14 protein-coding genes, 1 tRNA gene, 1 other RNA gene and 1 pseudogene are annotated in these 21,631 nt (G+C 60.4%); 7 read left to right on the forward strand and 10 right to left on the reverse strand.

The features are described from left to right. Positions 1–47: 47 nt before the first annotated feature. Both M2A_RS15815 and rnpB read right to left on the reverse strand, forming a co-directional pair. Positions 48–563 carry a division/cell wall cluster transcriptional repressor MraZ gene (locus M2A_RS15815; protein WP_045449525.1) on the reverse strand — a complete coding sequence of 172 codons (516 nt, stop codon included), beginning with the start codon at positions 561–563 and terminating at the stop codon, positions 48–50. A 319-nt stretch (positions 564–882) separates the two neighbouring features. Then, positions 883–1,265, reverse strand: an RNA gene (gene rnpB, locus M2A_RS17635) — RNase P RNA component class A. Between the two features lie 148 nt (positions 1,266–1,413). Here rnpB and M2A_RS15820 point away from each other — a divergent pair. Beyond that, positions 1,414–2,376, forward strand: coding sequence for a quinone oxidoreductase family protein (locus M2A_RS15820; protein ID WP_045449528.1), 963 nt, complete (start codon positions 1,414–1,416; stop codon positions 2,374–2,376). Positions 2,377–2,427: 51 nt separating this feature from the next. Here M2A_RS15820 and M2A_RS15825 read toward each other — a convergent pair whose 3' ends face one another. The 3 genes from M2A_RS15825 to M2A_RS15835 form a co-directional block, all read right to left on the reverse strand. Beyond that, the gene (locus tag M2A_RS15825; RefSeq protein ID WP_045449530.1) at positions 2,428–3,162 is read right to left on the reverse strand and encodes a peptidoglycan recognition protein family protein; all 735 of its coding nucleotides are present in this window, start codon (positions 3,160–3,162) and stop codon (positions 2,428–2,430) included. Next, positions 3,159–4,040, reverse strand: a complete 882-nt coding sequence (locus tag M2A_RS15830) for a DMT family transporter (protein WP_081875698.1) — start codon at positions 4,038–4,040, stop codon at positions 3,159–3,161. The genes M2A_RS15825 and M2A_RS15830 overlap by 4 nt, the downstream gene beginning before the upstream one ends. 161 nt (positions 4,041–4,201) lie before the next feature. Then, on the reverse strand, positions 4,202–4,906 hold the full coding sequence (locus tag M2A_RS15835; RefSeq protein ID WP_045449533.1) for a J domain-containing protein: 705 nt from the start codon (positions 4,904–4,906) through the stop codon (positions 4,202–4,204). Between the two features lie 112 nt (positions 4,907–5,018). On the opposite strand from M2A_RS15835, the gene M2A_RS15840 reads away from it, so the two are divergent. Next, on the forward strand, positions 5,019–8,636 hold the full coding sequence (locus M2A_RS15840; RefSeq protein ID WP_045449535.1) for a hydantoinase B/oxoprolinase family protein: 3,618 nt from the start codon (positions 5,019–5,021) through the stop codon (positions 8,634–8,636). Positions 8,637–9,034: 398 nt separating this feature from the next. Here the strand turns inward: M2A_RS15840 and M2A_RS15845 are convergent, their stop codons facing one another. Next, complete coding sequence (locus M2A_RS15845) at positions 9,035–9,589, reverse strand: carboxymuconolactone decarboxylase family protein (RefSeq protein WP_045449565.1); 555 nt, start codon at positions 9,587–9,589, stop codon at positions 9,035–9,037. A 94-nt stretch (positions 9,590–9,683) separates the two neighbouring features. Between M2A_RS15845 and M2A_RS15850 the strand changes: the two genes are divergently transcribed. After that, complete coding sequence (locus M2A_RS15850; RefSeq protein WP_081875699.1) at positions 9,684–10,088, forward strand: winged helix-turn-helix transcriptional regulator; 405 nt, start codon at positions 9,684–9,686, stop codon at positions 10,086–10,088. Here the strand turns inward: M2A_RS15850 and metH are convergent. From metH to M2A_RS15870, 3 genes and pseudogenes are all read right to left on the reverse strand, one after another. Beyond that, a pseudogene (metH, locus tag M2A_RS15855) lies at positions 10,085–13,834 on the reverse strand (methionine synthase). The gene M2A_RS15850 and the pseudogene metH sit on opposite strands and share 4 nt — an antisense overlap. 10 nt (positions 13,835–13,844) lie before the next feature. Beyond that, the gene (gene metF / locus M2A_RS15865; protein ID WP_045449540.1) at positions 13,845–14,762 is read right to left on the reverse strand and encodes a methylenetetrahydrofolate reductase [NAD(P)H]; all 918 of its coding nucleotides are present in this window, start codon (positions 14,760–14,762) and stop codon (positions 13,845–13,847) included. Continuing rightward, positions 14,759–15,742, reverse strand: a complete 984-nt coding sequence (locus M2A_RS15870; protein WP_369384831.1) for an ArsR/SmtB family transcription factor — start codon at positions 15,740–15,742, stop codon at positions 14,759–14,761. The genes metF and M2A_RS15870 overlap by 4 nt, the downstream gene beginning before the upstream one ends. Before the next feature lie 366 nt (positions 15,743–16,108). Here M2A_RS15870 and M2A_RS15875 point away from each other — a divergent pair, with 366 nt between their 5' ends. Together M2A_RS15875 and M2A_RS15880 are read left to right on the forward strand one after the other, a co-directional pair. After that, a complete protein-coding gene (locus M2A_RS15875; RefSeq protein ID WP_045449545.1) occupies positions 16,109–16,894 on the forward strand; it encodes an MlaA family lipoprotein in 786 nt (261 codons plus the stop codon). Positions 16,895–16,977: 83 nt separating this feature from the next. After that, entirely contained in the window at positions 16,978–17,724 is a 747-nt protein-coding gene (locus tag M2A_RS15880) for an MlaC/ttg2D family ABC transporter substrate-binding protein (protein WP_052379560.1), read from the forward strand. A gap of 80 nt (positions 17,725–17,804) precedes the next feature. On the opposite strand, the gene ettA is transcribed toward M2A_RS15880, so the two are convergent. Then, complete coding sequence (gene ettA, locus M2A_RS15885) at positions 17,805–19,463, reverse strand: energy-dependent translational throttle protein EttA (protein ID WP_045449548.1); 1,659 nt, start codon at positions 19,461–19,463, stop codon at positions 17,805–17,807. Positions 19,464–19,795: 332 nt separating this feature from the next. Between ettA and M2A_RS15890 the strand changes: the two genes are divergently transcribed. Together M2A_RS15890 and M2A_RS15895 are read left to right on the forward strand one after the other, a co-directional pair. Continuing rightward, complete coding sequence (locus M2A_RS15890; RefSeq protein ID WP_081875700.1) at positions 19,796–21,367, forward strand: response regulator; 1,572 nt, start codon at positions 19,796–19,798, stop codon at positions 21,365–21,367. Positions 21,368–21,474: 107 nt separating this feature from the next. After that, a tRNA-Ile gene (locus M2A_RS15895) sits at positions 21,475–21,551 on the forward strand. Positions 21,552–21,631: the final 80 nt, after the last annotated feature.

Here is a 21,631-nt window from a genome sequence, read left to right on the forward strand (position 1 = left end):
ATCGCGAAGCATCACCGGTACATGAGGGGCGGATGGTTCACGTTCGCTCACTGCGCACCCCCACTCTGACCGCCGCCGCTGGGCGGCTGCACCGTGCGCGAGCCGGTCAGCGCCGAGAACGCCTCTGACAGAAGGCCCGTATGACCGCTTGCCTGGCGCAGCGCTTCGGCGCGGAAGACTTCATAGCCGCTCGGGCTCCAAAGCTGGAACTTGTTGGTCATGCCCACAAAGGTCACCTGATCCGTGATCCCGGCGTGATCCATAAACTCGCGCGGCAGCACCACGCGCCCGTCTCCGTCGAACATCAGATCGACCGCGTTGCCCACCAGAATGGCGGCAAGCTGGTCGCGTTCCGGCGAGAACGGCGGCAGCTTGTTCAAAATGGCATCGATTTCTGCGGTGAAGGCCGGCCCGCCCCCTTCCAGGAACTGCCCGAGGAAGGAGGGAAAACACGTCATGCCGTTAAAGCCCTGGGCAGCCACGACCGCACGAAATTTGGCGGGGACGGAGACACGGCCCTTGGCGTCAACTTTATTCGTGAATGTGCCGCGAAAGGACTCCATCGCCCGCCAAATCCCCCATTCCGGGTTGAAGGCTCCCCCTGCCCGCAGAGCCCGGTCTACCGCCCCTCGTACGGGACATCATGGGATACCATGGGAAATCATGGGTAGTCAATGGGATTGGATAGGTATTCGGCGGATTTCTGCGGGTTTACACTGTCTTAACGAAGATGGCAAAACGCAATTTCTTCGAGAACATAAATAGAACAAAAGAATAGACTCCATGAACACCCATGGTCTCCCGGCCCGGGCCATGAATGCCCGCCTCTTACCGCCGCCGCCCGCGAAAGGGCAGTTCCTTGCCGTTTTATGGAAAAAATCAGGCGTCAGATGGCCTGTAAGCCGGGTTCTGTGCCGGCAAGCCGGCGACGGCCATTCATCTGGGACACCCGTTGCCGGATGCCTCGCGCGACCAACCCGGATGGAGCCTGAAAACGGGCTTGCTCATTGAAGAGCCCCATCCCTATTAGGTCTTGCTCCCGGTGGGGTTTACCGTGCCGCCCCTGTTGCCAGGCGCGCGGTGCGCTCTTACCGCACCCTTTCACCCTTACCCCGCGTCGCCCGAAGGCTATGCGGGGCGGTTTGCTTTCTGTGGCACTTTCCCTAGGGTCGCCCCCGCCGGGCGTTACCCGGCACCGTGTTTCCATGGAGCCCGGACTTTCCTCCCCGCCCCTTTCGGAGCGGAGCGGCCGTCCGGCCATCTGACGCGAAGGGAAAGTGAGCCGCCCCGCCTTCCGCGTCAAGCGCCCTGCGCTGTTTCCCTTACGTAAAATCCGGCCACATTGGTTGCGCTTTGCAACCGCGCGCCCCACATATGCGCCACGTAAAATTCCAACCAATAAAAGGAAACACCATGAAAGCGGCTGTGCAATATGAACTCGGCGGCCCCGACGTGCTGCGCTATGAGGAAATCCCCGACCCCGTCTGCGGCGAGAACGATGTGCGCATCAAGGTCGAGGCCGTTTCCATCGAAGGCGGCGACACGCTGCACCGGGCGGGCACGCCGCTGCCCGCCACGCCCCATGTCGTAGGCTATCAGGCCGCCGGCGAGATCATCGAAATCGGCAAAAACGTCAAAGGCTATGAGCTCGGCCAGAAGGTCGTCACCGTCAATGCCGCCGGCTCCCATGCCGAGCAGCGCGTGGTGCCCTACCTCACCGCCTTTCAAATTCCGGACGGCCTCTCGGTGGAAGAAGCGGCCACCGTCCCCATCCCCTTCGGCACCGCCCATGACTGCCTTTTCGAATTCGGCCGCCTGAAGGAAGGCGAGACCGTGCTCGTGCAGGCCGGCGCTTCCGCAGTCGGTCTTGCAGCCATTCAGCTGGCCAAACGCGCGGGCGCCACGGTCATCGCTACAGCTTCGGATGAAAAGAAACTCGAGACGGCGAAGAAACTCGGCCTCGACCACGGTATCAATTACGTCACCCAGGACCTTGTCAAAGAAGTGATGCGCCTGACGAACAATAAAGGTGTCGATCTCGTCGTCGACCCGGTGGGCGGCAGCACGCTGGAAAAGAGCATCGCCTCACTCGGCCATAGAGGCCGCATCTCCTGGATGGGCAGTGCCGGCCGGGAAAAGATCAGCTACGACCTCTCCACCCTGGCGCCGGGCAACCGCTCCCTCACCGGCATCTTCTTCGGCGGGGAAATCATTACCGAGCGCGTGCAAAAGCTGGTGCGCGACCTTCTGGCCGATGTCGCCAAGGGCGAACTGAAAGTCGTGCTCGACAAAACCTTCAAGCTTTCCGAAGCCGCCGAGGCGCATAGCTATATCGAAAGCCGCAAGGCCATCGGCCGTGTGCTGATGAAACCCTAAGACGCTGCGCCGCGCCTTGCGCCTCACAAGCGTGAGGCGCGGCTGCGCTTCTTAATGCCCCGCAAGGGTGTCCCGCAACGCCCGCAAGGTCGCAACCGTCGACACATCGGCGATGCCGTCCACGCGCGCCTGGCGGAAATGACGCTGAAAGGCCCTCACCACCGCTTCGGTCTTAGCATCGAAAACACCGAGCACTTCGATCCCATAGCCATAATCGGCAAGCTGAAATTGCAACTCGGCCACCGTATCACCCCGATCACCCCGCTGCAGCACCGGGCCATCGACGATTTCCTGCGGCTCCACCCAATGGCCGATCCCGGCTTTGGCAAGCCTGTTCCAAGGAAATTTTTCACCCGGGTCAGCCTTGCGCTCCGGCGCGACATCGGAATGGCCGAGCACCCGCGCCGGGGCGATCTCATGGCGCGTCAGAATATCGAGACACAGCGCTTCGACGGCGGCGATTTGCGGAGCGGCAAAATCCGGATAACCGAAATCATGGCCGCCATTGACGATCTCGATGCCGATGGAACAGCTATTGATGTCGCTTTGCCCGCGCCAGCTCGCAATGCCCGCATGCCAGGCGCGCCGCTCTTCGGGTACAAGACGCAGGATCCGCCCGTCTTCTTCGACGAGATAATGCGCGCTGACCTTGGCGCTTGCGTCGCAAAGCCGCTCCCGCGCGGCCTCGCCCGTCTCCATACCGGTGTAATGCAGGAGCAGCATGTCGATGGGCGCGCGCCGTTCTTCGTGGTTCGGCGAGGGGCACTCTGTAATCTCGAGGCTCATGCCTTGGACTCCATTGCCGTCGGCACGCCTTTCTTCGCCTGGCGCAGCGTCACAATGAAAACGCCGATCAGCGCCACCGCCGCGCCGATGCCCATGCGCAGTGTCAGCGTATCCCCGAGCAGCAGCACCGCGAAAGTCACGGTAAAGAGCGGGGCGAGCAGCGTCAGCGGCGCGGTCTGCGAGACCTCATAGCGCTGCAGCAGATAATAAATTCCCGCATGGCCGACCAGGCTGGAGGCAAAGGCCACATAGAAAATACCCGACCATTCAAGCAGCGAGGCTGAGGCGATGGTTGCAAGCTGGTCCTGCTCGGCGACAAGCGAACCTGCCAGCAAAAGCGGACAGGCGATAACGGCCACCCAGGCCTGCATCTCGAAAACGCCGACATTCTTGATTTGCCGCTGGAAGATCGTGCCCACCCCGCCCACAAGCGCGGAGAAGAAAAGCACGATGACGCCGGTGAGATAATTGAAGACCGCCGGATCGAAACTGATGATCGCAATGCCGCCGAAGGAAAGCGCGATCCCCGCCCAGCGCCGCCAGGTGATGAGCTCTTTCAGGAAAATCACCGACAAGATGGTGGAAATCGGCACGCCAAGCTGCGTGACGATGGCAACGACCGAGGCATCCGCCAGCGACAAACCGACGAAGAAGAGCCCGAAACCGAGCGGTCCCGCGCAAAGCGCGATGATGATGACGTCGCGCATGCGCCCATGATGGATCTTCAAAAACGGGAAAAGCACCAGAATGATGAGACCGAAGCGCAAGGCCGCGAAGAGAAACGGCGGAAAATGCCCAAGACTCACCTTGCCCGCGATCAAGGCAAAGCCCCAGATCAGGTTGATCAGCACCATAAACGCAAGGTGTTGAGGGGTCATGGGCGCACCGGCAGGGAGAGAGAAAAGGACGCTCGCGCTCTCCCCCGCGCACGGCGCCGAAAACAAAGCCCCGGGACATGCCCGGGACCGGTTCTAAGCCTTCTAGCCTGTCACCGCGCCAAGCGCAAAGCCTGCGCGGCAGAAAACCCCGATTGGTCCCCTTAAAGCCCGCGGGATTTGGCGATCCGGCTGTAAGCTTCCGTGATCTTCTTCAGCTTTTCTTCCGCCATGTCGACAAATTCCTGCGGCACCCCGCGGGCCACCAGCGTGTCGGGATGGTTTTCCCGGGCAAGGCGCCGGTAAGCCTTTTTCAGGTCCTCATCGGAAATCTCCGGCGTGATCCCGAGGATCATATAAGGATCATCGCTCTCCCCGCCAATATGGGAGAGCTTGATGCGCTCGAACTCGAAATCGGAAAAGCCGAAAATATCGGCGACCGCGTGGAGAAAATCGATTTCGCTCTGCAGCACCTTATTGTCCGCCTTGGCGATGTGAAAAAGCGCGTCCATCACGTCTTCCAAAACGCCCGGATTGGCCTTGTAGATGGAGGCAACCTGCCGCGCATAAGCCTCGAAACCCGCCACATCCTGCTGCGCGATCTTATAGACCCGCGCCACATTCGCCCGCTCTTCCGGCGGCACTTTGAAGACTTCCTCGAAAGCGCGAATCTCCGACGGCGAGACGATGCCGTCCGCCTTGGCCATTTTGGCGGATAGCGCAATGAGCGCGACCGCGAACACGACCTCATTGTCCTGCAAGGGGCGGTCGATCACATAATGACCGGCCACCACCCCGAGCAAGGCTCCGAGGGGCCCGCCCGCCGCCAGACCGGCAGCGGCGCCCGCAACTTTTCCCCAAATAGACATGGGCCGGACATTAATGCGATTTGCCGCAGGGTGCGACTGTCAATTGGCCGCATTTTCTGCCAAAGCCCCTTCCATATTTGCACGGGCCCCAAGCTGTGGCAGGTTCCGCCTCATGGACCGGCAAAATGCATCTTCCCGTTGGGATTTCTGGATCGACCGGGGCGGCACGTTCACGGATATCGTGGCGCGCCGGCCGGACGGCGCGCTGACGACCCACAAGCTGCTCTCGGAAAATCCCGGCCAATATGAAGATGCCGCCCTGCAGGGCATCCGCGATCTCCTCGGCCTTGAAAAAGAAGCGCCCATCCCCTCCGCGCGCATCGGCGCGGTGAAGATGGGGACCACGGTTGCCACCAACGCGCTTTTGGAGCGGCGCGGTGAGCCCGTTCTCTTTCTCACCAATAAAGGCTTTGCCGATGCGCTGGCCATCGGCACGCAGGCGCGCCCGCATCTTTTCAAGCTGAAGATCGAAAAGCCGAAAATGCTTTATGCGAAAGTGGCCGAAGTGCCGGGCCGCATGAGCGCCGAGGGAGAAGAGCTCGAAGCCTTCGATGGGGCGGAAACGCGCCGCGTGCTGCAGGAAGCCTATGACGAAGGCCTGCGCGCCGTTGCCATCTGTTTCATGCATGCTTACCGCTTTAGCGCCCACGAAAAGCGCGCGGCCGGAATTGCCCGGGGCATCGGCTTTACGCAGATCTCGGCGAGCCACGAGGTAAGCCCCCTCATGAAATTCGTGCCGCGCGGGGACACGAGCGTTGTCGATGCCTATCTCTCCCCCATTTTGCGCCGCTATGTGAACCGGGTGGCGGGCGCCATCGGCGAAAAGGACGATGCCGGTTGCCGCCTGATGTTCATGCAATCTTCGGGCGGGCTGACGGATGCGCATTTCTTTCAAGGCAAGGACGCAATCCTCTCAGGCCCCGCAGGCGGCGTCATCGGCGCGGTCGAAACCAGCGCCATGGCCGGCTTCGACAAGATCATCGGCTTTGATATGGGCGGCACCTCCACCGATGTCTGCCATTATGACGGCGCGCTCGAGCGCTCTTTCGATACCGAAGTTGCCGGCATTCGCCTGCGCGCGCCGATGATGCAGATCCATACCGTGGCGGCAGGCGGCGGCTCGCTTCTGACATTCGATGGCGCAAGATTGCGCGTCGGCCCGGCCTCAGCCGGCGCCGATCCCGGCCCTGCCTGCTACCGCAAGGGCGGGCCCCTTGCCGTGACGGATGCCAATGTCATGACCGGCAAATTGCTGCCCGCGTTTTTCCCGCGCGTCTTCGGCCCCAAGGCGGATGCGCCCATCGACCGGCAGGCGGCGGAAGAAAAATTCCGTGCGCTGGCAAAAGAGATGGGCAGCGGCATGAAGCCGGAGGAACTTGCCGACGGGTTCCTTGCCATTGCCGTTGAAAACATGGCCCAGGCGATCAAGAAAATTTCCGTGCAGCGCGGCTATGATATTTCCGATTACGCGCTGACCTGTTTCGGCGGCGCGGGCGGCCAGCATGCCTGCCTCGTTGCCGATGCGCTCGGCATGTCGAAAATCTTCTTCCACCCCTTCTCCGGCATTCTTTCCGCTTATGGCATGGGCCTTGCCGACCTCAGCGCCTCGCGCGAACAGGCCGTGGAAATGCCGCTTGCAGGCGAAAGCGAAGCAAAGCTAAATGCGCTTCAGGCGGAACTGGAAGCTGCCGCCCGCGCCGAGATCGAAGCCCAAGGCATTGCGGCAGACCGCATCACCGCGGCCTGCCGCCTCCATTTGCGCTATGAAGGCACGGACACCGCCCTTCTCATTCCCCGCGCGGGGCTTGGCGAAACCAAGGCCCGCTTTGAAGAAGCGCACCGCCAGCGCTTCGGCTTCCTCACCCCCGGCAAGCCCATCATCGTCGAGGCGCTCTCGGTGGAATGCGCCGGGCGGGACAGCAAGGTCGAGGAAAAACTGGAGATGGAGACGCCCCGGCAAGGCCCGCTCCGCCCCGCCGCCGACACGGAATTTTTTTCCGGCGGCACCTGGCATGAGGCAAAAGTTTTCCGGCGCTCGGATATGCGCCCGGGCGATGATATAGACGGTCCGGCCATCCTGATCGAGGATCACCAGACCATCATCGTCGAGCCGGGCTGGAAAGGCGCGGTAACCCGGCACAATCACATCGTGCTTTCCCGCACAAAAGCGCTGCCGGAACGGCGCGCCATCGGCACCAAGGCCGATCCCGTAATGCTGGAGATTTTCAACAACCGTTTCATGTCCATTGCCGAGCAGATGGGCTTTACCCTCGAAAAGACCGCCCATTCGGTGAACATCAAAGAGCGGCTCGATTTTTCCTGCGCCGTTTTCGACAAGACCGGCGCGCTCGTCGCCAATGCGCCCCATGTGCCCGTGCATCTGGGCTCCATGGGCGCCAGCGTCGAAACCGTGATCGCGCAGAACCCGGATATGGCGCCGGGCGACGTTTTCGTTCTAAATGCGCCTTATAATGGCGGCACGCACCTGCCCGATGTCACCGTCATCGCTCCCGTCTATGACGAGGCGGGCAAAGAAAAACTCTTCTATGTCGCAGCGCGCGGCCACCAGGCCGATATTGGCGGTATCACGCCGGGCTCCATGCCCGCCCATTCAAAGTCCGTGGAAGAAGAAGGCATCCTGATCGACAATTTCAAACTCGTGGAAAAAGGCACCTTCCGTGAAGAGGCGATCCGCAAGCTCCTAAGCAGCGGGCCCTACCCTGCCCGCAGTCCCGATCAGAATATCGCGGATCTGCGCGCGCAAATCGCGGCCTGCGAAAAAGGCGCGCAGGAACTGCGCAAGCTTGCCGCGCAGTTCGGCCTTGAAACGGTGAATGCCTATATGGCGCATGTGCAGGACAATGCCGAAGAAAGCGTGCGCCGCGTGATCACGCGCCTCAAAGACGGTACCTTCGAACAGGAAATGGATGACGGCGCGCGCATCAAAGTCGCCGTCCGCGTCGATGCAAAAGCCCGCAGCGCCTCTATCGATTTCACCGGCACGAGCCCGATGCAACCGACGAACCTCAACGCGCCCTCCGCCGTGGCGCGCGCCGCCGTGCTTTATGTCTTCCGCTGCCTCGTCGATGATGAAATTCCGCTGAATGCCGGCTGCCTGAAACCGCTGGAGCTCATCATCCCGGAAGGCTCGCTTCTCTCTCCCACCTATCCGGCAGCCGTTGTCGGCGGCAATGTGGAGACGAGTCAGGCCGTAACGGACGCGCTTTTCGGCGCGCTCGGCACCATGGCAGCCGCGCAAGGCACGATGAACAATCTCACCTTCGGCAATGCGCGCTATCAATATTATGAAACGATCTGCGGCGGCGCGGGTGCGGGACCGGATTTTCCGGGCGCCGATGCCGTCCACACCCATATGACGAATTCGCGCCTCACCGATCCTGAAATCCTGGAATGGCGTTTTCCCGTCATCCTGGACGGTTTTTCCATCCGGCAAGGCTCGGGCGGCGGCGGCGCCCAGCGCGGCGGCAACGGCATTGAGCGGATCATCCGTTTCCGCGAGCCCATGGACGTTGCCATCCTTTCCACGCACCGGCGCATTCCCCCCTTCGGCATGGCAGGCGGAGCGCCCGGCGCGCTCGGGGAAAACGCGCTGCGCCGCGCGGACGGCAAGGAAGAACCGCTCCCTGGCGCCGTTCAGGTTTCCTTGCAAAAGGACGAAGCCATCATCATCCGCACACCGGGCGGCGGCGGCTACGGCAAGCCCCGTTAACGTCTCTCCCGTTAACACTTTCACCCGGCACAATGCCGCAGGGCCGGAACCCCGCCCCCTTTGAATCAAGCACTTACCGCGCCTGCGAAATCTAGGGTCTTCCCCCTCCGGCAGCGCAGCAACGATTGTGGTTGGAAAGACCGGGTTAACCATGCACACTTCTCTGGCGACAATGCGCACCAACCGAGACGGGAGTCCCCCCATGAGAAACATGCTCTCGATTCGAGTTGAGTACCTATTTCCCTGCATGGTCATGGTGTTTATCGGCGCCGTGGCAGTCGGGTTCATTTGATCTACCCCTGAGGATTTACCTCCGACGGGGCATCTCGCAGAACAGCCGAAAGGGCCCGGAGGCATGCCGGGGCCTTTCTGTCTGAGCCTTTTGTTCGGGTCGGGGCTCAAACGCTTTCGGGAAAACGCGCGCCGTACGTCTCGAGCGGCAATTTGAGCCCGTTCACCACGAACGAGACCATGTGATAAAGCCCGGCAAGCACTATCATTTCGATCAGCTGCTCATCGGTGAAAACCACTTTCAGCCGCGCCCACAGCCCATCGCTCAGCGTCTGCGTGCGGTGCAGCTCGTCCACCAGTTCCATGATCAGTCTTTCTTCCGCGCTCCAGCACGAAGCGGACGCGCCATCGGCAGCCACGGTCGCGGCGATTTCTTCCGCCCCGAAGCCAACCTTCTCGGCAAAAAAGGCAACATGGACGCCCCATTCATATTCCCCGCCGCAGAGCCCGCAGGCCCGGTCGATGACGATTTCCCGCTGGCGCATCGTCAGCGTGCCTTTGTCGAGGAGGCCGCCTGCCATGAAGCGGCGGAAGACGCGCGGGTTGCGCGCCAGGGTGCGGAACAGCACCAGCGGCTCCACACCCTCCGGCATCAGCCGGGCAAGGGTTTCTTCCATGTCCTTTTCATAAGGCCCCACAGCCGGGTCGATACGGGTGTTCATCGCGCGCTCCATTGCTACGTTTTCAGTAGCGTTAGATTTATGCTTCTTTTTTCGTAGCGCAAGCCCTAAAATGCCGGAAAGAGGAGAAGACGATATGGCCCCGCACGGAAAAGCCCCAAAAAAGGCGAAGAAAACAGCGCCGAAAGCCGTAAGGAAATCCGCACCCCGGCCCGGCCGCCCGGTGCGCGGCTCGGCGACGGGCCGCCCCGTCATGGCGCTGATCGATCTCATCGGCCGGCGCTGGGTTCTGCGCATTCTCTGGGAATTGCGCTCAGGCCCGCTCACCTTCCGCGCCTTGCAGGAGGCATGCGGCGGTATTTCGCCTTCCGTCCTCAATGCGCGCCTTGCCGATCTGAAAGAAACCGGCCTTTTGGAACATGAAGAGGCGGAAGGCTACCGCATGACGCAATTGGGGCGCGAGCTGACCGAGCAGCTCGCGCCCCTGACAGGCTGGGCGGAACGCTGGGCCCGCCAATTGGAGAAGTCCGGAAAGGCTTAGGCAGCCACTTCCGCGCCCGGCGTATAATTAAGGATCGGCGCGAGCCAGCGCTCGGCTTCCTTGACGCTCATGCCCTTGCGCTTTGCATAGTCTTCGATCTGATCTTTTTCGACCCGGCCGACACCGAAATAATGCGCGTCCGGATGGGCGAAATAGAGCCCGCTTACCGACGAGCCCGGCCACATGGCAAAACTTTCGGTCAGCTCGATGCCCGCATTCTGCTCAGCGTTCAAAAGATCGAAAAGAATGCGCTTTTCCGTGTGGTCGGGCTGGGCGGGATAGCCGGGCGCGGGACGGATGCCCTGATACTTTTCGGCAATCAGTTCTTCATTCGTCAACGTCTCATCCGGCGCATAGGCCCAGAACTCCCGGCGCACACGTTTATGCATGCATTCGGCAAAGGCTTCGGCAAACCGGTCTGCCAGCGCTTTGAGGAGAATGGAGCTGTAATCGTCCTTCGCTTCTTCAAAGCGCCGGGCGATCTCGTCTTCCCCATGGCCCGCCGTCACTGCAAAGCCGCCGATATAATCGGCAATGCCCGTCGCCTTGGGCGCGACGAAATCGGCAAGCGCGATATTATGCCGGCCTTCCTTCTTCGTCATTTGCTGGCGCAGCGTATGCAGCACCGCCAATTCCTCGCTCCGGCTTTCATCCGTATAAAGCGCGATATCTTCCTCATGCACCTGATTGGCCGGCCAGAAACCGATCACGCCTTTCGGATGCATCCATTTTTCCGCAACGATCTTCTCCAGCATGTCCTGCGCATCTTTAAAGAGCGCACGCGCCGCTTCCCCGCGCGTGGAATCGTCGAGGATCGCCGGGTACTGCCCCTTGATTTCCCAGGTCGAGAAAAACGGCGTCCAGTCGATATAAGAAATGAGCTCTTCGAGCGAATAATCGTCAAAGACTTTGACGCCGGTAAAAGCCGGTTTGACCGGCTCATACCCTTTCCAATCCACCGGATAACGGTTGCGCCGGGCTTCGGCAAGGCTCGTGCGCGGCCCGCGCGCGCGCTGGCTGGCATGGGCCTCGGCCATACGTTCGTATTCGGCGAGAATTTCCGCGCGGTAATCCGCGCCCCGTTCTTCCGAGAGCAGGTTCGAGCAAACGCCCACGGCTTTCGACGCATCGGGCACATAGACCGCCTGGCCGCGCTTGTAATTCGGGTTGATCTTGACCGCCGTGTGCACCCGGCTCGTCGTCGCCCCGCCAATGAGCAGCGGCATGTCGAAATTCTGCCGTTCCATTTCAGCGGCCACATGGCACATCTCATCGAGGCTCGGCGTAATGAGACCCGAAAGGCCGATAATATCCACACCTTCCTTCTTCGCCGTCTCGATGATCTTTGCCGCCGGCACCATCACGCCAAGGTCGATCACTTCATAATTGTTACATTGCAAAACGACGCCGACGATGTTCTTGCCGATATCGTGCACATCGCCCTTCACCGTCGCCATCAGGATCTTGCCCGCGGCCGACCGGCTGTCGATGCCGAGATCCCGTTTCTCCTGCTCCATATAGGGCATGAGATGGGCCACGGCCTGTTTCATCACCCGCGCGCTTTTAACGACCTGCGGCAGGAACATTTTGCCCGAGCCGAAAAGATCGCCCACCACGTTCATTCCCGCCATCAGCGGGCCTTCGATGACATGGAGCGGACGCTCGGCCTTCAGCCGCGCCTCTTCCACATCCACTTCGATATATTGGGTGATGCCTTTGACGAGCGCATGCTTCAGGCGCTCTTCCACCGGCGCCTCGCGCCAGGAAAGGTCTTCTTCCTGCTTGCGCCCGCCTTCGGCCTTATATTTCTCCGCCGCTTCCAAAAGCCGCTCAGTCGCGTCCTCCCGCCGGTTGAGGATCACATCCTCGACCAGCTCGCGCAGCTCCGGCTCGATCTCTTCATAGATCGCCAGCTGCCCGGCATTGACGATGCCCATATCCATCCCCGCCTGAATGGCGTGATAGAGAAAGACGGAATGCATCGCCTCGCGTACTTTCTCATTGCCGCGGAAGGAGAAAGAAACGTTGGAAACGCCCCCTGAAATATGCGCATGGGGCAGGTTCTGCTTGATCCGGCGCGTGGCGTCGATGAAATCGACGGCATAATTGTTGTGCTCTTCGATGCCCGTCGCCACGGCGAAAATATTCGGATCGAAGATAATGTCTTCCGCCGGAAAACCGACTTCCTCGGTCAGAATTTTGTAAGAGCGCTCGCAAATCTCATATTTGCGGTTCGCGGTGTCGGCCTGGCCCTCCTCATCGAAGGCCATGACCACCACGGCGGCGCCATAGCGTTTGATCTTGCGCGCCTGTTCGACGAAAGGCTCTTTGCCTTCCTTCAGGCTGATCGAGTTGACGATCGCCTTGCCTTGCACGCATTTCAGCCCCGCTTCGATGACCGACCATTTGGAAGAGTCGATCATGATCGGCACACGGGCGATATCGGGCTCGGAGGCAATGAGATTGAGGAAGCGCACCATGGCCGCTTCCGAATCCAGCATCCCCTCATCCATGTTTACATCGATGATCTGCGCGCCGTTTTCCACCTGGGAGCGGGCAACAGCCAGCGCTTCTTCGTAATCCCCGTTCAGGATCAGCTTCTTGAATTTCGCCGATCCCGTCACATTGGTGCGTTCACCGACATTGATAAATGTTGCAGTCGCCTCGGTCATAAAAAGCTCGATCTGTTACGCGTGAACGAAGGGTTCGAGACCCGAAAGTCTCATCTTTGTCTCGGGGTGCGGAATTTCGCGCGGCGGTACACCAGCTACCGCATCCGCAATCGCCTTGATATGTTCCGGCGTCGTGCCGCAACACCCGCCGACGATATTCACCAGACCCGCCTCGGCAAACTCGCCCACCAGCTCGGCCATATATTCCGCCGACTGGTCGTATTCGCCGAACTCGTTCGGCAGGCCCGCATTGGGATGGGCGGAAACATTCGTGTCGGCGACGCGGGAAAGCTCTTCCACATATTGGCGCAGCTGCTCGGCGCCAAGCGCGCAGTTAAGCCCGATGGAAAAGGGTTTGGCATGGCGCACGGAATACCAGAAGGCTTCCGGCGTCTGGCCCGAAAGGATACGGCCCGCCGCATCCGTGATCGTGCCGGAAATCATCACCGGCAGCTCGAAGCCCTGCGCATCGAAAATGTCCTGCAGCACATAAAGCGCCACTTTGGCATTGAGCGTGTCGAACACCGTTTCGATCATGATCACGTCCGCCCCGCCTTCGATCAGCCCTTCGGCGGCGTCTTTATACGCGGCGTAAAGATCGTCGAACGTGACATTGCGGAAGCTTGGATCGTTCACATCCGGCGAGATGGAGGCCGAGCGCGGCGTCGGCCCAAGCACGCCGATCACCCAGCGCAGCTTGCCGTCTTCGCTTTCGGCAATATCCGCTGCCTCGCGGGCAATCTGCACGCTTTTCACGTTCATCTCGCGCGCCAGATGCTCGAGATCGTAATCGGCCTGCGCGATCACCGTCGCACCGAACGTATTCGCCTCGGCAAAATCCGCGCCCGCCCGGTAATAGGCCAGGTGAATGTCGCGCAGAATGTCCGGGCGCACGAGGCCGATCAGCTCGCTATTGCCTTTCACGTCCTTGGGGTGATCTTTCAGAATATCGCCGCGGTAATCTTCTTCCTGCAGCTTGTAGCCCTGGATCATCGTGCCCATGGCGCCGTCCAGCACAAGAATGCGCTCCTTGACCGCTTTATAGAGTTCTTGAATGCGTTCTTCGCGTGTCATCGCGCGTCTCCTATTCGGCCGCTTTCAGGCCGGGCGTCGGTTTCGTCGAGGGCTTTAGGCCCAGAATGTGGCAAATCGCATAAGTCAGATCCGCCTGATTGAGCGTATAAAAATGAAAGTCCCGGAAGCCCATGCGCTCCAGATCGTGCACCTGCTCTACCGCCACGGCAGCGGCAATGAGCTTGCGCGTGGTCAAATCATCGTCGAGCCCTTCATAATAATCGGCGAGCCAGCCGGGCACGGTCGCGCCGCATTTCTCCGCCATCCGGCTGATGCCTTTGAAATTCGTCGTCGGCATGATGCCGGGCACGATCGGCACTTTGATCCCGGCCTTTTCGACCCGCTCCATGAAGGTGCCATAGATTGAGGAATCGAACGTGAACTGCGTGATGGCGCGTGTGGCGCCCGCCTCGATCTTGTCCTGCAAAAGCCGCAAATCCGCATCCCCGTCAGGGGATTCGGGATGGCGCTCGGGATAGGCGGAGACCGACACTTCAAAGTCACCGATCGCCTTGATGCCACGGATCAACTCCGGCACGCTTTGATAGCCCTTTTCGTGGGGCTTATAAGGCGTGCCAAGCTCGGGCATATCCCCGCGCAGCGCCACGATATGGCGGATGCCCGCATCCCAATAGGCCTGTACCACTTCATCTACTTCCTCGCGCGAGGCGCCGACACAGGTCAGATGCGCGGCAGGCTTCAGCGAGGTTTCCTTGACGATCCGCGCGACCGTCGCATGGGTGCGCTCACGCGTCGAGCCGCCCGCGCCATAGGTCACCGAAACGAAATTGGGCTGCAAAGGCTCCAGCCGCTTGATGGAATCCCAGAGCGTTTCTTCCATCTTTTCCGTTTTCGGCGGAAAGAACTCAAAGGAAACGCGCAGGTCTTCCCTGCCCCGGATTTTATCGCCCAGCCTTACCATACTCATGCCTCCTCAAGCCGGCGTCCCGCTGTGCGCGCCGGTTGCTTCCTACCGCCGGCAGCCGGTTTTTCCGCCGCCCAAATCAATACCGTCAGTTTCGCTTCCCCGCCTTCCGGGGGTAGCTCGATAATCTTGCCGCTTTCAAGTCCCGCCCGCGCGCACCAGGCGCTGACTTCTTCCGGCGCAAAGCCGAGCCGCCGATGGGCTTGCTCCTCGCGCAGGAAATCGAGTTCATGAGGCGCGAAATCGGCGATCAAAAGCCGCCCGCCCGGTTTGAGTACACGGGCCGCTTCCGTGAGCGCCGCTGCGGGATCGTCAAGATAATGCAGCACCTGATGCAGTGTTATGAGGTCCTGGCTGTCATCGGGCACCGGCAAGTCGAAAAGATCGCCCTGGCGCACCTGACAATGAGAAAGCCCGCCCTCTTCCAGTTTCGCGCGGGCGAAGGCCAGCATTTCCGGGCTCATGTCGAGGCCGATGCCGCTTTCCACTTTCCCCGCGAAGACTTCCAAAAGCCGGCCCGTGCCGGTGCCGAGATCCAGCATATTGGCGATGCGGGTTTCAGGGACAAGCGCCAGCAGCGCCGCTTCCACCCGCGCCTCGGGCACATAAAGTGCGCGGATGCGGTCCCATTCTTCCGCATTTTCCCGGAAGAAGGCCGCCGCCCGCTCGGCCCGGCCCTGGCGCACTTCCTCCAGCCGTTCGATATCGCGAGTGAGAACCGGGTCGCCTGCCGGCAGCAGCGCCATTAGCGCCTGGGCAAGCGCCGCGCCCTGGCCAAGCCGCGCCAGACGGTAAAACACCCAGCTTCCCTCGCGGAAGCGGTCGAGCAGCCCCGCCTCACACAAAAGTTTCAGGTGGCGGCTGACGCGCGGCTGGCTTTGCCGCATGATCTGGGTGATCTCGCTCACGGTTAGCTCGCTTTGGGCAAGCAGGGCCAGAAGGCGCAGCCTGGTAGGCTCTCCTGCCGCTCTCAATCCTGTCACGAGGCCGTCCATGGTCCGGCTTGCTCCAATCCTGCGCGAAATAAATCAAAGGCCGCTTTTGGCGGCCCAACGCCTTGAGTTATATAAATATATCTTTATGTCTGCAAGTGATTTTCCCATTCGCGTCATTTTCGCAACAGCGTTGCGATTTCAGAAAAGTGAAACGCGGGGCCGCTGGTTATGCCCAAGGCCCTGTGATAGCTAAAAATTCTGGGGTTAACCGCGATTCTGGCGTGCTTGAAGCTGGCTGTTCATTTGCCCTTAAGAGCGCCGCGGTTAAGGATTGCGTTCCGCCTTTGCTCCGGCAAATACCTGGAAGCAAAAACAAGGCGCTTTTTAAAGAGCGTGCCCGTAGCAGGAGCAACTATGATCAAGCTCGTGAATAACAAGGTAAATAAGGCGCTGGCCTTGGTTCTTGGCGCGTCACTTTTCGCGGCCGGCTGCGCCACGGCGCCCGACCCGGCAGATGAAGCAGCGGTATCTTCTTATGAAGAAGCCAATGATCCGCTGGAGCCGATGAACCGTTATTTCTTCGAGCTCAACCGCTTTGCCGATATTATTCTGCTGCGTCCTGCCGCTGAAATTTATGACGGTGTGCTGCCGCGCCAGGCCAAACAGGGTGTGCGCCACTTCCTCGATAACCTGCGCGCGCCGGTGATCCTCGCCAATGACATGCTGCAGGGCGAATGGAACCGTGCCGGAACCACCGCGACGCGCTTCGGCATCAACACGACAGTCGGCGTACTCGGCCTCGACGACCCGGCAACCGATTACGGCTATGCCCGCCATGGCGAGGATTTCGGCCAGACGCTCGCCGTTTACGGCGTCAATGAAGGCCCTTATCTCTTCCTGCCCGTTCTGGGCCCCGCCCCGCCCCGCGACTTGACGGGCGTGGTGGTCGATCAGTTCTTCGATCCTTTGACCTATATTTTCTGGGATGACGGCTACACCGTGCCCGTAACCCGTTTCGTGCTGAACGGTGTGGACCTGCGGGCGCGCAATCTGGAAGTGCTCGATGAAATCGAACGCACCTCCGTCGACTATTACGCCACCATTCGCAGCCTCTACCGCCAGAGCCGGGCGGAGGAAATCGCAAATGGTCAAACAAATGTCGAAGATTTGCCCGATATCTCGAATATCAACTTCGAGTAGTTCTTCAGATTGAGCGTACGTCCTGAAGACGCCAGACCTTCGAATAACCAACAGGAGGGCCCGTTTCGGCGGGCACAGCGACCATGACAACGTTTTCTGAGGCCATGCCTTCTTTGACCCGCCGCGCCGCAAGCCTGCTCGTCTTTGCAGCGCTGGCGGCCGGGCTGGTCATCGCCAGCCTCTCGCCTTCCAGCGCCAATCCGGCGGAAGAAGCGAAAGATTATGTGCAAAAGCTTGCGGATGAGACCATTTCCATCCTCTCCAAGGACGGACAAACTCCAAGCGAGCGGGAAGCGGCGTTCCGGGAACTTTTCACCGAGAATCTGGACATTCCCCGCGTCGCCGGTTTTGCGCTCGGCCAATATGCCCGCCTGCCCTCACCGGAAGAGAAAAAAGAATACCTGCAGCTCATCGAGGAATTCATCGTCAAGGTCTATGCCAACCGGCTTTCGGCCTATACCGATCAGACCTTCCATGTGAACGGTTCGGTTGAGAAAGGCTCCAAGGGCAAGGAAGTCATTGTCGAAAGCAAAATCGAATTCGCCAGCGGGCGTGAGCCGGTGCCGGTGGATTGGTGGCTGCTGCGCCAGGACGGCGGCGGCTTTAAAGTCTTCGACGTGAAGGTGCTCGGCGTCTGGATGGCGCAGGAACAGCGCGACACGTTCATCTCCGTGATCCGCAACAATGGCGGCAAATTCGAGGCGCTGCTGAAACATCTGCGCGCCCAGATCGGCCAGGCGGAAAAAGAAATTCAAGAAAAGCTGACCGGCGAGGCCCAGCCTCAACCCGGTGACGCCCAAACGGAAGAAGGCATCCCGGCAAGCGAATAAACCCGCAGCGCTTCGATCCCGACAAACAAAACGGCGCCCCTTAAGGCGCCGTTTTCTTTTCTCCGTCTTCCAGCCCCGGATCAGTCGCGGCTGAAGCGCTTGTACTTGATCCGGTGCGGGACGATTTCCTCATCCCCCAGGCGCCGCTTCCGGTCTTCTTCGTAATCGGCATAGTTCCCCTCGAACCACTCGACATGGCTGTCGCCTTCGAAGGCCAGGATATGTGTGGCGATACGGTCGAGGAACCAGCGATCGTGGCTGATAACGACGGCACAGCCGGCAAAATCCATCAGCGCATCTTCCAGCGCGCGCAGCGTATCGACATCGAGATCGTTGGTCGGTTCGTCGAGCAGCAAAAGGTTGGCGCCGGATTTCAGCATCTTGGCCAGATGCACCCGGTTGCGCTCCCCGCCCGAAAGCAGGCTGACTTTCTTCTGCTGATCGCCGCCCTTGAAATTGAAGGCGCCCACATAAGCCCGGCTCGGCATGGTCTGTTTGCCAAGCTCCAGCATATCGAGCCCGTCCGACACCACTTCCCAAACCGTCTTGTTGGGGTCGAGATCGTCGCGGGTCTGGTCGACATAGCCCAGCACCACCGTGTCGCCTACGCGCATCACCCCGGCATCGGGCTGTTCCTGTCCTGTGATCATGCGGAAGAGCGTCGTCTTACCGGCGCCGTTCGGGCCGATCACACCGACAATACCGCCCGGCGGCAGCGAGAAGGAAAGATCCTCGATCAAAAGCCGGTCGCCATAAGCTTTGGAAAGCCCCTCGGCCTCCAGCACCAGGCTGCCAAGACGGGGGCCGGCGGGAATGATGATCTGCGCCTTGCCGTCCTGTGCCTTGCCGGCGCCGGCCACCAATTCGTCATAAGCGCGGATACGGGCTTTGTTCTTGGCCTGGCGGGCCTTAGGCGACGCCTTGATCCACTCCAGTTCCCGGTCGAGCGTGCGCTGGCGGGCTTCTTCCTGACGCCCTTCCTGTTCGAGACGCTTTTTCTTCTGCTCCAGCCAGGAGGAATAATTGCCTTCGTAAGGAATGCCCTGACCCCGGTCGAGTTCCAGAATCCAGCCGGTTACATTGTCGAGGAAATAGCGGTCATGGGTGACGAGCACGACGGTGCCTGTGTAATCGCGCAAATAATGCTCGAGCCACGCCACCGATTCCGCATCCAGATGGTTGGTCGGCTCATCGAGCAGGATCATATCGGGCTCGGAGAGCAACAATTTACACAGCGCCACCCGGCGCTTTTCACCGCCAGAAAGTTTGGAGACGTCGGCATCCCCCGCCGGGCAGCGCAGCGCGTCCATCGCCATCTCGATCTGGCTGTCCAGATCCCACAAGTTCTGCGCGTCGATCACATCTTGCAGCTGGGCCATCTCATCGGCCGTCTCATCCGAATAATTCATGGCCAGTTCGTTGTAGCGCTCCAGCATGGCCTTCTTTTCCGCCACACCGTCCATGACATTGCCAAGCGCGTCCTTGGAGCCATCGAGCTCCGGCTCCTGGGGCAAATAGCCGACCTTAACGCCCTCCGCGGCCCAAGCCTCGCCCGTATATTCCTTGTCCTGCCCCGCCATGATCTTCATCAGCGTGGATTTACCGGACCCGTTCACCCCGACGACGCCGATTTTGGCGCCCGGCAGGAAGGAGAGGCGGATATCTTTCAGCACCTGCTTGCCGCCCGGATAGGTCTTGGACAAGCGGTCCATCACGTAAACATATTGATACGACGCCATGAATTTCCTCTGTTCTGCCTGGCGGCACGGGCCGGATAGCGCGCCGGCACCATGCGCCAAACGCCCGGCCAGCCGCCGGTCTGCATCTTTGGGCAGAGTAGTAACGGATTGCGCCTTCCGGAACAACGCCGGATAACGCCCGCCCGCTGGCGCCGGCGCTTCTTTCCGCAGCGGCCGCCTGTCCTGAAAAGAGGCAGAAGGGCGTGCAAACTAACGCCCCCTTAACCAAATCGTTTAGCGCTTGCTTAAAACCCCCTCACCTATGGTTGAGCTGTGGGATTGGACATTTGTCCGCATGCGTAATCGCGCGGGCGGCATTTCCAGACCAGAAAATGACCGAGAGCCAGAAGGGTTCCAGCATGACGCTTGCGCCAAGCGAAGACAGGTTTCTGTTTGCCGAGGAGCGGCCGGCGGAAGTCGCTCAACATGGGGTGTGGAAGATCCTCATCGTCGATGACGAGCCGGAGGTGCATTCGGTCACGCGCCTGGCGCTTCATGACGTGGTGTTCGCGGGCCGCGGCCTGGAGCTGATCTCCGCGCATTCAGCCGCCGAAGCGGAAGAAGTGCTGCATCGCCACGGCGACATCGCCGTCATTCTGCTCGACGTGGTGATGGAAACAGACAATGCCGGGCTCGAACTCATCCGCCGTATACGCGACACGATGCGCAATTCCGCCACCCGCATCATCCTGCGCACCGGCCAGCCGGGTCAGGCGCCCGAAAGCGACGTCATCATCCGGTATGATATCAACGATTACCGCGAAAAGACGGACCTGACCTCTTCGCACCTCTTCACCGCCATTTACGGCGCGCTGCGCGCCTACCGCGACATCAATGCCCTTGAGCATCATCAGGATGGGCTCGAAGAGGTTATCGCTGCCACCTCCGCCCTTTTCGAATGCCAGACACTTAGAGCTTTCACCCGCACCGCCGAAGATCGCTTCCCCAAATTGCTCGCCAAGACCACGGCGGGAAAATTCACCAATATCGATATGATATGGGCGCGCCGGATCAACAAAGACGGGTTCGATGTGATTGCCGCGACGGGGTCGTTGCGCCCGCTTGCAGGCTGCACAAAATTTGCCGACCTGCCCGAAATGCTGATTCAGCGCTTCGAGGAACTGGAAAAAGCCGGCTCTCTCGTCAACGGCACCTGGCTGGGCGGACTCTACCGCGAATCCTCTACCCTCGAATACGTCTTCTACATGGAAGGGCTGCATGCGCTGACGCCGACGGACCGCAATCTGCTCGACGTTTACATGCGCCAAGCCACCAGCGCTTTCGACAACCTGGTCCTGACCCAGCAAATCGACGAAACCCAGCGCGAGATCGTCTACCGGCTGGGCGAAGCGGTGGAAAGCCGCTCCCAGGAAACCGGCAACCACGTCAAGCGCGTGGCGGAAATCAGCCGTCTGATCGCCCGCGGCGCGGGGCTGTCGCCGCGCGACTGTGACATTATTTTTTACGCTTCCCCGCTTCACGATGTCGGCAAGATCGCCATTCCGGACGCGATCTTGAACAAGGCCGGAAAGTTGACGCCGGAGGAATGGGAAATCATGAAGACCCATGCCATCAAAGGCTATGAGATGCTGTCCAATTCGGAGCGGCCGATCCTGAAAGCGGCGGCGGTGATCGCGCGCGATCACCACGAAAAATGGGACGGCTCGGGCTATCCGGAAGGACGGCGGGGCGAAGAGATCGACATAATGGGCCGCATCACGGCGGTGGCAGACGTGTTCGATGCCCTGGGCTCGGACCGCTGCTATAAGAAAGCCTGGCCGCTCGATGATGTGCTGGCGCTGTTCCGCCACGAACGGGGCAAACATTTCGACCCCCACCTTGTGGATATTCTCTTCGACAATCTAGAGGCCGTGACCGAAATCCAGCAGCGTTATTCCGACTGATTGCACGCCGCCGGGCCAGTGCGCACGCGCGCGCGGGCGAGACGCTTCCGGTGCCCGCCAAGTTCTGCTATATGCCCCTATATGCCCCTATATGCTTAGGGGTGAGGGGGCCTGTAGCTCAGTTGGTTAGAGCGAACCGCTCATAACGGTTTGGTCGCAGGTTCGAGTCCTGCCGGGCCCACCACTTCCCCCGCACAATTTAATTTTCCCGCCCGAAAGCCCATGTCCTTAAGGCAGTGGCGGGCTCGCCGTAAACGCCGCATT

Source organism: Tepidicaulis marinus, assembly GCF_000739695.1.
Lineage (GTDB): Bacteria > Pseudomonadota > Alphaproteobacteria > Parvibaculales > Parvibaculaceae > Tepidicaulis > Tepidicaulis marinus.